Here is an 11,856-nt window from a genome sequence, read left to right on the forward strand (position 1 = left end):
TTTTGAACCTGTTCCTCTCTTCGGTGCTTCCTCAAGCGACCGAAGAGGAATCCTCTCCATCAGGCGGGTTGGCCGTCTTGCCATCCCCCACCGCCCCGGCGATCAGCAATTCCACGCCGGCATTTTCCACCATCCTTGCCGCTTCGTCCGAAATCCCGTCATCGGTGATGATGGTCGTGACGTTTTCGAGCGGGCATAAAATCAGGCTGGAGCGTTTTCTGAATTTCGAGGAATCGACCATCACGATCAGCTCTTCCGCCTGCCGCATCAGCTTCTGTTCGCTCTGGATCACCAACGCGTCGGACTCCATGATGCCAAGAGCGCCCACGCCCTGCGCGCCGAGAAAAATCCGTCGCGCATAAAAATTGCGGATAGCGTCATTTTCGAAGGGCGAGAGGATGAGGCTCTGATCGCGATAGATCGCGCCGCCCGGCACATTGACGTTGCACTTGGAGTGTTTGACCAGATGCTCGGCGATGGCAAAGGAATTGGTCATCACCTGCAGGCGACGCGCCGCCATGTAATGCACCATCTGGAACGTGGTCGTGCCGCCATTCAGGATGATCGCGTCGCCATCATTGCAGAGATCGACCGCTTTGCGCGCAATTGCGCGTTTCTTATCGATATTGACCGATTCGGAAACACGGAACGGCCGTGCGGCGAGATTGCCAAGCTGCGGCGGATGCACCGCTTCCGCTCCGCCGCGCACGCGCCGCAACTTGCCCTGCACATGCAAAGACGCAATATCCCTGCGGATCGTCGCTTCCGACGCATCCGTCAGTTCGGCAATATCCTGCACCGTCACGACAGCTTTTTCCTGTGTGGCGCTCAAGATGATGCGGTGGCGTTCGCGTTCGTGCATGAGATCCTCCTGACGCTGATTTATTCGCAATCTCTTTACGTTGTCAATCAAGAACGATCAAATTAATCAATATCGCGCTGCAACATGAAGATTTATGATCGTTTTTGATTGACATTGTCCTTTTGAATGCGCGATATCTGCCGTCAAAGGAGGCGGGCCGATATCGGCTTCGCGAATGCAGACAGATATTGGGAGGAACACATGACGGGAACATCCCGCCTTCTCGAAAGCCGTTGGGACGACGCCTACGCCAGAACGCTCGATGAGCCCGGCAAGCTGCTTTATCGCTCCAATCTGCTCGGTGCCGACAAGCGCATCACCAATTATGGTGGCGGCAACACATCGGCAAAGGTGCTTGAGACTGACCCGCTGACGGGCGAAAAGGTCCGTGTCATGTGGGTGAAGGGCTCCGGCGGCGATGTCGGCACCATCAAGCTCGATGGCTTCGCGACCCTTTATCTCGAGAAGCTGGAAGCGCTGAAGGGCATCTACAAGGGTGTCGAAGATGAGGACCGCATGGTTGGCTTTTTGCCGCACTGCACCTTCAACCTCAACCCGCGCGCGGCCTCCATCGATACGCCGCTGCACGGTTTCGTGCCCTATGATCATGTCGATCATATGCATCCGGATGCGATCATCGCGATTGCCGCCTCGAAGAATTCGAAGGAACTGACGCAGCAGATCTTTGGCGATGATATCGGCTGGCTTCCCTGGCGTCGTCCCGGTTTCCAGCTCGGTCTCGATCTGGAAGCCTTCGTCAAGGCCAATCCCAAGGCGAAAGGCGTCGTGCTCGAAAGCCATGGCCTCTTCACCTGGGATAACGACGCCAAGGCATGTTACGAACTGACGCTCGCCATTATCAATAAGGCGATCGAATGGTTTGCAGGAAAGACCGAAGGCAAGGTGATCTTCGGCGGTGCCGTGGCCAAAAGCCTGCCGGTTGCCGAACGCCGCGCCATCGCCGCCCGGTTGATGCCGGAAATCCGTGGCCGCATCGGCCGCGAGGAACGCAAGCTCGGCCATTTTGACGATCAGGATGCTGTCCTGGAATTCGTCAATTCAAAGGAACTGAAGCCGCTTGGCAACCTTGGCACATCCTGCCCGGATCACTTTCTGCGCACGAAAATCCGCCCGCTGATCCTCAACCTCGATACCGCAAATCCCGATGTCGATGCGCTGACGGCTGGTCTCGACGCGGCGCTGGAGGCTTACCGCGCGGATTATACGCGCTACTATGAAACCTGCCGCCATGATAATTCGCCCAAGATGCGCGATCCGAACCCGGTGATATTCCTCATCCCTGGCGTGGGCATGTTGTCCTTCGCTAAAGACAAGGCGACCGCACGCATTGCCGGTGAATTTTATGTCAACGCCATCAACGTCATGCGCGGGGCGTCCACCGTATCGGAATATCAGGGTCTTCCCGAGCAGGAAGCCTTCGATATCGAATATTGGCTGCTGGAAGAAGCAAAGCTGCAACGGATGCCGAAGCCGAAAAGCCTTGCCGGCCGTGTCGCCTTCGTCACCGGCGGCGCTGGCGGCATCGGCCGGGCAACGGCGGAACGGCTGGCGGGTGAGGGTGCCTGCGTGGTTCTGGCGGATATTGACGAGGCGGCGCTGGAAGCCGCCAAGGGCGATTTCGTCAAGCGCTACAGCGATGATGCGGTGCGCACCGTCAAACTTGACGTGACGCAGGAAGATGCGGTCATTTCCGCCTTTGCGGAAGCGAGCGTGGAATTCGGCGGCGTGGATATCCTCGTTTCCAATGCCGGCATCGCTTCTTCCGCCCCGGTGGAAGATACGACGCTTGCCATGTGGAACAAGAATATCGACATCCTCGCGACAGGCTATTTCCTCGTTTCGCGAGAAGCATTCCGGCTGCTGCGGCGACAGAATCTCGGCGGCAACGTCGTTTTTGTCGCTTCCAAGAATGGCCTTGCCTCTTCACCCAATGCATCGGCCTATTGCACGGCGAAGGCGGCGGAAATTCATCTCGCCCGTTGCCTTGCGCTCGAAGGGGCGGAAGCGGGCATTCGCGTCAACACCGTCAATCCCGATGCCGTGTTGCGCGGTTCGAAAATCTGGAATGGCGAGTGGCGTGAGCAGCGGGCGGCGTCGTCCAAGATCGAGGTGACCGATCTCGAAGAACATTACCGCAAGCGCTCGATGCTGAAGCTCAATGTCTTCCCGGAAGATATCGCCGAGGCGATCTACTTCCTGGCGTCCGACGCTTCGGCCAAGTCGACCGGCAACATCATCAATGTCGATGCCGGCAATGCGCAGAGTTTTACGCGATAATAAGGGACGGTCATAGGCGGCGATCACGTCGCGTTGGCCGGGGAGGAAAAAATGACCGAAACGAAGATCGCCGCCGATGTCATCGCGGAGGAAAACGAAAAGCGCGCCGGCGCACAGAAAGACGACTATCAGGCGCTGGGCAACCAGCTAGCGCGCCGCAACATCGACATCGATGCAGTTACGGCCAAGGTGGCGGAATTTTTCGTCGCCGTGCCGTCCTGGGGCGTCGGCACGGGCGGTACACGTTTTGCCCGTTTCCCGGGCGCGGGCGAGCCACGCGGCATTTTCGACAAGCTGGACGATTGCGCCGTCATCAACCAGCTGACGCGGGCGACGCCCAATGTCTCGCTGCATATTCCGTGGGATAAGGAAGATCCGAAGCGGCTGAAGGCCCATGCCGATGCGCTCGGCCTCGGCTTCGACGCCATGAATTCCAACACCTTTTCAGATGCGCCGGGCCAGAGCCACTCCTACAAATACGGCTCGCTGAGCCATACGGATGCCGCGACGCGCCGGCAGGCCGTCGAGCACAATATCGAATGTATCGAAATCGGTAATGCCATCGGCTCCAAGGCGCTAACGGTGTGGGTGGGCGATGGCTCCAATTTCCCCGGCCAGAGCAATTTCACCAGAAGTTTCGAACGTTATCTCGCGGCCATGGCCGATATCTACAAGGCGCTGCCGGATGACTGGCGCATCTTCTCCGAACACAAGATGTATGAGCCGGCCTTTTATTCCACCGTCGTGCAGGACTGGGGCACCAATTACCTCATCGCCAACACGCTCGGCGAAAAGGCCTTTTGCCTCGTCGATCTCGGCCATCATGCGCCCAACACCAACATCGAGATGATCGTCGCCCGGCTGATCCAGTTCGGCAAGCTCGGCGGTTTCCATTTCAATGACAGCAAATATGGCGATGACGATCTGGATGCCGGTTCGATCGAGCCCTACCGTCTGTTCCTCGTCTTCAACGAGCTGGTGGACGCCGAACATCGCGGCGTGAAGGGTTTCCATCCCGCCCATATGATCGACCAGTCGCATAATGTGACGGACCCCATCGAAAGCCTGATCTCCAGCGCCAACGAAATCCGCCGCGCCTATGCGCAGGCATTGCTGGTGGATCGCATCGCTCTCGACGGTTACCAGCAGGATAATGATGCGCTGATGGCTTCCGATGTGCTGAAGCGGGCCTACCGCACCGATGTCGAGCCGATCCTTGCGCAGGCGCGGCAATTGACGGGCGGTGCTATCGATCCGGTCGCGACTTATCGTGCGAGCGGCTATCGCAGCCATGTTGCGGCGAAGCGCCCGGCTTCGGTTGGCGGTAGCGGGGGTATTGTTTAGTCGTTTGATTTATGAGGTGTGCAAAGGCTGAGAGCAGGCGGAGATAGCTAATGCCTTGCCTGCACCTCTCCCCCGTCATCCTCGGGCTTGACCCGAGGATCCACCACCCGTTGCGCCATGGATCCTCGGGTCAAGCCCGAGGATAACGGAGGATAGGTGCAGGCAAGGCTGCCATAGGGGTCCGGTCAAGCCTTCTCGCCCCCAGAACGGGACGGCTTGCGCACCTTAAACGTATGCTCCGGCCCTGGAAATGCACCGGAGCGCACCTCATCAGCATAAGCCGCCGCCGCTTCTGAAGCCGCCGTGCCGAGATCGGCGTAGCGTTTCACGAATTTCGGTTTGAAATCGGAAAACAGGCCGAGCATGTCGTCGGAAACCAGCACCTGTCCGTCACAGGCCGGCGATGCGCCGATGCCGATGGTGGGGACGGCAAGTTTTTCCGTCAAATCGCGAGCCAGCGGCTCGACGGTGCCTTCCACGACGATGGCGAAGGCGCCGGCCTGATCGACCGCAATCGCATCGCGCCAGATCTTCTGCGTTTCCGCATCCGAATGTCCGAGCGAGCGGAAGCCGCCGGCGGTGTGGACGAGCTGCGGCATCAGCCCGACATGACCGAACACCGGAATGCCGCGGGCGACCAGAAAGGCGATGGTTTCCGCCATTTCCTCGCCGCCTTCCAGCTTCACGCCGTCGCAGCCGGTTTCCTGCATCAGCCGCACGGCATTGCGGAACGCCTGTTCCTTCGATTCCTGATAGGTGCCGAAGGGAAGATCGACGATGACGCAGGCATGCTCGACGCCGCGCATGACGGCGCGGCCATGGGCGATCATCATGTCCAGCGTGACGCCGACCGTCGTGTCCATTCCGTAAAGCACCATGCCGAGGGAATCGCCGACCAGGAGCAGATCGCAATGCGGATCGAGCAGGCGGGCAATCGGCGTGGTATAGGCGGTCAGGCAGACGATGCGCGCCTCGCCTTTCATCTGTCGGATGGAGGCCGTCGTCAGCCGCTTATGTTTGCCATGGGCGCTCATTCGACAGCCTCCCGTTGATTGATCCTGTCGCGCCCGATGACACGGTTGTCGAGGAGCCTCGTGCTGCCCAGGCGCACGAATAGCGCCACCAGCACTGGTCCCGCCTGCAACGAAGCAACGGGGGCGAGCGTATCGGGATCGCGCACCGCGACGACTTCCGGTGAGGCCAGCGGCTCGGCGGCGATGAATTTTTCTATGGCCGTCTCGAATGCGGCAGGGTCGTCGAAGCCCTCGCCATAAAGCCGTTCCGCTTCGTCCAGCGCGCGCGGCACGATCACGGCTGCGGCGCGTTGTGCGGGGTTAAGATAGACATTCCGTGAGGAGCAGGCCAGCCCGTCCGCCTCGCGCACGGTGGCGACGGGAACGACCCTGACAGGTTGGGCAAGGTCCTCGACCATGCGGCGGATCAGCGTTACCTGCTGGTAATCCTTCTCGCCGAAATAGGCCGCGTTCGGCTGAACGAGATTAAAAAGCTTGGTCACGACGGTCGCAACACCGGCGAAATGCCCCGGCCGCACCGCGCCTTCCAACTGGTTTCCCAGTTCGGACACATCCACCACGGTCTGCATCGGGCGCGGATACATCTCGGAGACTTCCGGTGCGAAAAGAATGTCGATGCCCGCCTCTTCCAGCAATGCGCTGTCGCGGGTAAGATCGCGGGGGTAACGGGCGAGATCCTCATTCGCACCGAATTGCAATGGGTTAACGAAGATCGAAACCACTGTCACGTCGTTTTCCGCCTTGGATTGGGCAACGAGCGTCAGATGGCCGATATGGAGAAAGCCCATGGTCGGCACGAAGCCGATGGTTTTGCCCGCACGGCGAAAGTCGGCGGTGGCGTCCCGCAATTCGGCGACGGTTTTTACAAGCTGCATGGGTCTCCTCCGGCTTCCCCAATCGCCGCCCGGCGAAAGGTGCTGGATAGAACTCGATTTGCCGAACAGGGTCAACGGACGCATCGGGATTATATCGATTAACCCTATGACGACTTTCGAGAGAACCGGAGTTCGGACAGATGACGGCGATCACTCCACCCAGAGCGGTTTCCTTTTTTCGGCAAAAGCCAATCGCCCCTGCCGCGCCTCGTCGCTGACGCTGATCGTGGCGATGACGCTCTCGGCAAAGGCAAGCCGCTCGATGGACGGCATATCGCGCATCTTCAGCAACGCCGCCTTTCCGGCCGCGATGGCGCCCGGAGCATTCTGCCGCAACCGTGCGAGAACATCTTCCACCACGACATCGAGTTCGGCAGAAGGGACAGCCCGATTGACGAGGCCGAGACGCTCCGCATCAGCGGCGTTGATCGCAGCGCCAAGATAGGCCATTTCCTGAAGCTGGCTCAGGGGTATCTTCGCCAGAAGCTTTGCCGCCACCATAGCCGGGAAAAGTCCCACGCGCACCTCAGGCATGCCGAATTCGGCATGGTCGGCGGCATAGGCGAGATCGCAGGCGGCAACGAGGCCAAGCCCACCGGCCAGAACCCGGCCGTTGATGCGGGCGATGACGAGCCTGTCGCAGCCCTCGATGGCGCGCATCACATCGGCAATGGGGTTGGTTCCCTCCCGCGAGAGGAACATGCCGCCGGCGCTTTCCTTCAGATCGGCCCCGGAGCAGAAGCTGCGGTCTCCCGCCGCCGTTATTACCACGGCGCGCAGGCCGCCATCACCGGATGCCGCGCGGATGGCTCTCGTCAGTGCGTCCGTCATCGCGGCATTCAGGGCATTGTGCACCTCCGGCCGGTTGAGCGTCAGCCAGAGAATGCCTTTGCGCCTTTCGCTCAGCAGTTCATCCGCCATGCGCGCCATCCTTCTGTCTTGCCGCAAGCAGTGCCTTGCCGGCGCGGGCCGCATTCGGTCTACCGAGATGCCGGCTGATCCAGTCCCCGGTTTTCGCCACCGCCAACAGGTCGATACCGGTTTTAATGCCAAGCCCCTGCAGCAGATAAACGACGTCTTCTGTGGCGACGTTACCGCTGGCGCCCGGTGCAAAGGGGCAGCCGCCCAGCCCGGCGACCGAACTGTCGAAGACGGAGATGCCTTCATCCAGCGAGGCCAGCACATTGGCGACGCCCTGCCCATAGGTATCGTGGAAATGCATGGCGAGTTTTTCACGCGGGATGCGGGCAGACACCCGCTTGATGATATTGCGAATCTGGTCCGCCGTGCCGATGCCGATCGTATCGCCGAGCGAGATTTCGTAACAGCCGAGGCCGATAAGCGCTTCGGCCATCGCCGCCACCTCATCCTGTGCAACCTTACCGTCATAGGGGCAGCCGGCTATGCAGGAGACGTAACCGCGCATGAGGATGTTCCGGCCGGCCGCGGCTGATGCGACATCGCGCAGGCGCTCAAGGCTTTCGGCGCGCGAGCAGCCGATATTGTGCTGGCTGAAACCTTCGGATGCGGAGACGAAAACGGCGACTTCCATCACACCGGCATCAAGGGCAGCCTCGAAACCTTTCATATTGGGAACGAGCGCCGGATAGGCGGTGCCGGGTCGCCTTTCGAGGCCCTGGAACACCTCTTTCGAATCCGCCATTTTCGGCACTTTTTTGGGTGAGACGAAAGCACCCGCTTCCACCGCCGCCAATCCGGTTGCGGCCAGCCGTTCGATCAACTCGATCTTGATGGCGGCTGGAACCTCGGCGCTTTCGTTCTGCAAGCCGTCACGCGCGCCCACTTCGACGATTTTTACCTTTCGGGGCCAGCTCATTTCAGCCGCCCTCCGGCTCGAAATCCACCAGCACCGCACCGGCCGCGACCATATCGCCCTCAATGCAATTGATGGCCGTGACGGTGCCTTTCGCCGGCGCGCGGATCGTGTGTTCCATTTTCATCGCCTCCATCACCACAAGTGCCTCGCCGGCCTCAACCGCAGCACCGTTGCTGCTCAGCAAGGCGCGGATGACGCCGGGCATGGGCGCTTCCAGGCCGCCGGTATGGGTCGCGGCATCCGCAATATCGACGGGATCCGGCTGGTCGATGCGATAATGCTCGCCATCCAGAAAAAGAGTGTAACGGCCATCCTCGGCAAAGAAATGGCCCTGCCTTTTTCTGCCGTCCACGGTCGCTTTGAATTTGCCATCGTCCGAGAGGTCCCCATGGACATTGATGGCCCGTCCGTCGATCTCAAACGAAAAACCATCCGCCTCATGCGTGACGCCAACGCTAAGCGGCTGGTTGTCAAAGACGAAACACAGCGTTTCCCTTGCCGGCGCGTTGAGGCGGAAGGCCGCCGTCTTGTTCCATGGGCTATAGGGATCTGCCTGTGAATCAGGCTTTCCGTTTTTCTGCCGCGCAAGCAGCAGGCCAAGCGCGGCCATGGCTATCTCGTTCCCGTCCGTTGCTGCCGGAGCAAACAGCGCCACTTCGTGACGGGCGATGAAGCCGGTGTCGAGATCGGCGTTCGCGAAGGCCGCCAGTCCCGCAAGCCGCGTCAGAAAGGCGGCATTGCCGGTGACGCCACAGATCGCCAGATTTTCGAGCGCCAACCGCAAATGCCGCAGCGCCGATGGGCGATCACGGTCCCAGACGATCAGCTTGGCGATCATCGGATCGTAATGCACGGTGATGGCGTCGCCGGCGCGGATGCCGCTGTCGATCCGGACATGAGGGCCCTGATCGGGGAAAACCACATGGCTGATGGTGCCGATCGACGGCAGGAAATCATGCGCCGGGTCCTCGGCATAAATCCGCGCCTCGATGGCATGGCCGTTTATGCTAAGACCGGTCCAGTCTTCCGGCAGGGCCTCTCCGTTGGCGACGCGGATCTGCCATTCGACCAGGTCGAGACCGGTAATATATTCCGTGACCGGATGTTCGACCTGCAGCCTCGTATTCATTTCCATGAAATAGAAGTCGCCGGAAGGGTCGAGCAGGAATTCCACCGTTCCCGCGCCGCGATAATCGATGGTGCGGGCGGCGGCGACCGCCGCTTCATACATGCGCTGGCGAAGCGCATCGGGCAGGCCGGGGGCAGGAGCTTCCTCGATGACCTTCTGGTGCCGGCGCTGGATCGAGCAGTCGCGCTCGAAAAGCGAAACACAGTTGCCATGACCATCGGCAAAGACCTGCACTTCCACATGGCGCGGCCGCTCGAGGTATTTTTCGATCAGCATGCGGTCATTGCCGAAAGCGGCCAGCGCTTCGCGTTTTGCGCCAGCAAGCTCCGCTGCGAAGTCGCGCTTCTGCCGCACGATGCGCATGCCCTTGCCGCCGCCGCCGGCCGAGGCCTTGAGCAGAACGGGATAACCTATGGCGTCCGCCTCGCTGCCCAATCGCTCCTGCGCCTGTTCCTCACCGTGATAGCCGGGAACGACCGGAACGCCGGCCTTTGCCATCAGCGCCTTTGCCTCGCTTTTCCCGCCCATGGCGCGGATTGCCGCTGCCGGCGGGCCAATGAAAACGAGCCCGGCGGCGGCGCAGGCTTCGGCAAAGCTGGCATTTTCCGAAAGAAATCCGTAACCCGGATGAATGGCTTGTGCGCCGCAGGCATTTGCGGCGGCGATGATTTTTTCGCCGTCGAGATAGGAGGCCCGCGCGGGGGCCGCGCCGATGGCGATGGCCTCGTCGGCCAGCGCCACATGCATGGCGTCACGGTCGGCATCCGAATAGACGGCAACGGTGCGGATGCCCATCTTGGCGGCGGTGCGGATGATACGGCAGGCTATTTCGCCCCTGTTGGCGATCAGTATTTTTGAGAACATCGTCGCCTCACATCCTGAATATGCCAAAACGGGTGGGTTCAATCGGTGCATTGAGCGCGGCGGAGAGGCCAAGGCCAAGCACGAGGCGGGTATCCTTCGGGTCGATGATGCCATCGTCCCAAAGTCTGGCGCTGGCATAATAGGGATGTCCCTCCCGCTCGTATTTTTCCCGGATCGGCTGTTTGAAGGCCTCTTCCCCTTCCTTGGACCAGTGACGGCCATCGGCCTCGATGCCATCGCGACGGATTTGCGCCAAGACGGACGCCGCCTGTTCGCCGCCCATCACCGAAATGCGGGCATTGGGCCACATCCACAGGAATCGTGGCGAATAGGCGCGGCCGCACATGCCGTAATTGCCGGCCCCGAAGGAACCGCCGATGATGACGGTGAATTTCGGCACTTTGGCTGAAGCGACAGCGGTCACGAGCTTGGCGCCGTCCTTGGCGATGCCGCCCGCCTCATAGGCCTTGCCGACCATGAAGCCCGTGATGTTTTGCAGGAAAACCAGCGGGATACTGCGCTGGCAGCAAAGTTCGATGAAATGCGCGCCCTTCAGTGCCGATTCCGAAAACAGAATGCCGTTATTGGCGACGATGCCGACAGGATAACCGTGGATGTGGGCAAAACCGCAGACCAGCGTGGTGCCGTAAAGCGCCTTGAACTCATCGAATTCGGAACCGTCCACCAGACGGGCGATGATCTCGCGCACTTCGAATGGTTTGCGCGTATCGGCGGGAACGACGCCATAAAGCTCCTCAGCCGGATAAAGTGGTTCTACGGGTTCGCGGATATCCAGCTCCACCTGTTTGCGACGGTTGAGGGTGGAGACGATCCGCCGGGTCAGCGCCAGCGCGTGCCGGTCGTCGCGTGCATAATGATCGGTGACGCCGGATTGCCGGGAATGCACATCCGCGCCGCCCAGCTCTTCCGCACTCACCACCTCGCCGGTTGCGGCCTTCACCAGCGGCGGGCCGCCGAGAAAGATCGTGCCCTGATTTTTGACGATGACGGACTGGTCGCTCATGGCAGGCACATAGGCCCCGCCCGCCGTGCAACTGCCCATCACCACGGCAATCTGGGCGATGCCTTCCGCTGACATATTGGCCTGATTATAGAAAATGCGGCCGAAATGATCGCGGTCGGGAAACACCTCGTCCTGATTGGGCAGGTTCGCGCCGCCGGAATCCACGAGGTAAATGCAGGGCAGGCGGTTCTCCGTGGCGATTTCCTGCGCGCGCAGGTGTTTCTTCACCGTCAGCGGATAATAGGTGCCGCCTTTCACCGTCGCATCATTGGCGACGATGACGCATTCGCGGCCCGAGACCCTGCCGATGCCGGTGACAATGCCGGCGGCGGGAATCGGCTCGTCATAGACCTCGTAAGCTGCAAATTGCGAGAATTCGAGAAATGAACTGCCGGGATCGAGAAGCGCTTCGATCCGGTCGCGCGCCAGCAATTTGCCGCGGGAAAGATGCCGATCACGCGCTTTGTCGCCGCCGCCTCTCAATATTTTCTCGACGTGCTGCTGCAGGTCATCGACCAAGCCTGACATGAAATCGACATTGGCGGCAAAGGTGGGGTCGCGGTTCAGGCTGGATGTAAGCTTCATCTTG

9 protein-coding genes are annotated in these 11,856 nt (G+C 60.5%); 2 read left to right on the forward strand and 7 right to left on the reverse strand.

Going from position 1 to position 11,856, the window contains the following annotated elements; all coding sequences use genetic code 11:
• Positions 1–31: 31 nt before the first annotated feature.
• Complete coding sequence (locus PL597_RS00935; protein ID WP_077985127.1) at positions 32–862, reverse strand: DeoR/GlpR family DNA-binding transcription regulator; 831 nt, start codon at positions 860–862, stop codon at positions 32–34.
• A gap of 201 nt (positions 863–1,063) precedes the next feature.
• Here PL597_RS00935 and PL597_RS00940 point away from each other — a divergent pair, with 201 nt between their 5' ends.
• Together PL597_RS00940 and rhaI are read left to right on the forward strand one after the other, a co-directional pair.
• Positions 1,064–3,160, forward strand: a complete 2,097-nt coding sequence (locus tag PL597_RS00940; RefSeq protein ID WP_271364412.1) for a bifunctional rhamnulose-1-phosphate aldolase/short-chain dehydrogenase — start codon at positions 1,064–1,066, stop codon at positions 3,158–3,160.
• A 51-nt stretch (positions 3,161–3,211) separates the two neighbouring features.
• Positions 3,212–4,504 carry an L-rhamnose catabolism isomerase gene (rhaI, locus tag PL597_RS00945; RefSeq protein WP_271364413.1) on the forward strand — a complete coding sequence of 431 codons (1,293 nt, stop codon included), beginning with the start codon at positions 3,212–3,214 and terminating at the stop codon, positions 4,502–4,504.
• A 185-nt stretch (positions 4,505–4,689) separates the two neighbouring features.
• Here rhaI and panB read toward each other — a convergent pair whose 3' ends face one another.
• From panB to PL597_RS00975, 6 genes are all read right to left on the reverse strand, one after another.
• The gene (gene panB, locus PL597_RS00950) at positions 4,690–5,538 is read right to left on the reverse strand and encodes a 3-methyl-2-oxobutanoate hydroxymethyltransferase (protein ID WP_271364414.1); all 849 of its coding nucleotides are present in this window, start codon (positions 5,536–5,538) and stop codon (positions 4,690–4,692) included.
• On the reverse strand, positions 5,535–6,413 hold the full coding sequence (gene panC / locus PL597_RS00955) for a pantoate--beta-alanine ligase (protein ID WP_142912006.1): 879 nt from the start codon (positions 6,411–6,413) through the stop codon (positions 5,535–5,537). Before panC ends, panB begins: the two co-directional genes overlap by 4 nt.
• Before the next feature lie 150 nt (positions 6,414–6,563).
• Complete coding sequence (locus PL597_RS00960) at positions 6,564–7,334, reverse strand: enoyl-CoA hydratase-related protein (protein WP_142912005.1); 771 nt, start codon at positions 7,332–7,334, stop codon at positions 6,564–6,566.
• Positions 7,324–8,250, reverse strand: a complete 927-nt coding sequence (locus tag PL597_RS00965; RefSeq protein WP_269826432.1) for a hydroxymethylglutaryl-CoA lyase — start codon at positions 8,248–8,250, stop codon at positions 7,324–7,326. The genes PL597_RS00960 and PL597_RS00965 overlap by 11 nt, the downstream gene beginning before the upstream one ends.
• Before the next feature lies 1 nt (position 8,251).
• Positions 8,252–10,243 (reverse strand): acetyl/propionyl/methylcrotonyl-CoA carboxylase subunit alpha, encoded by a 1,992-nt coding sequence (locus PL597_RS00970; RefSeq protein ID WP_269826433.1) that lies wholly within the window; start codon positions 10,241–10,243, stop codon positions 8,252–8,254.
• A 7-nt stretch (positions 10,244–10,250) separates the two neighbouring features.
• Complete coding sequence (locus PL597_RS00975; RefSeq protein WP_271364415.1) at positions 10,251–11,852, reverse strand: carboxyl transferase domain-containing protein; 1,602 nt, start codon at positions 11,850–11,852, stop codon at positions 10,251–10,253.
• Positions 11,853–11,856 lie beyond the last annotated feature (4 nt).

It is taken from the genome of Agrobacterium sp. ST15.13.013 (assembly GCF_027956525.1).
In the GTDB taxonomy this organism is placed as follows: Bacteria; Pseudomonadota; Alphaproteobacteria; order Rhizobiales; family Rhizobiaceae; genus Agrobacterium; species Agrobacterium salinitolerans.

Bases quoted from the DNA above. Each gene is read 5' to 3' on its own strand.
- rhaI (WP_271364413.1), top strand. From the start codon at position 3,212: ATGACCGAAACGAAGATCGCCGCCGATGTCATCGCGGAGGAAAACGAA.
- PL597_RS00975 (WP_271364415.1), bottom strand. From the start codon at position 11,852: ATGAAGCTTACATCCAGCCTGAACCGCGACCCCACCTTTGCCGCCAAT.
- PL597_RS00940 (WP_271364412.1), top strand. From the start codon at position 1,064: ATGACGGGAACATCCCGCCTTCTCGAAAGCCGTTGGGACGACGCCTAC.
- PL597_RS00970 (WP_269826433.1), bottom strand. From the start codon at position 10,243: ATGTTCTCAAAAATACTGATCGCCAACAGGGGCGAAATAGCCTGCCGT.
- panC (WP_142912006.1), bottom strand. From the start codon at position 6,413: ATGCAGCTTGTAAAAACCGTCGCCGAATTGCGGGACGCCACCGCCGAC.
- PL597_RS00965 (WP_269826432.1), bottom strand. From the start codon at position 8,250: ATGAGCTGGCCCCGAAAGGTAAAAATCGTCGAAGTGGGCGCGCGTGAC.
- panB (WP_271364414.1), bottom strand. From the start codon at position 5,538: ATGAGCGCCCATGGCAAACATAAGCGGCTGACGACGGCCTCCATCCGA.
- PL597_RS00960 (WP_142912005.1), bottom strand. From the start codon at position 7,334: ATGGCGGATGAACTGCTGAGCGAAAGGCGCAAAGGCATTCTCTGGCTG.
- PL597_RS00935 (WP_077985127.1), bottom strand. From the start codon at position 862: ATGCACGAACGCGAACGCCACCGCATCATCTTGAGCGCCACACAGGAA.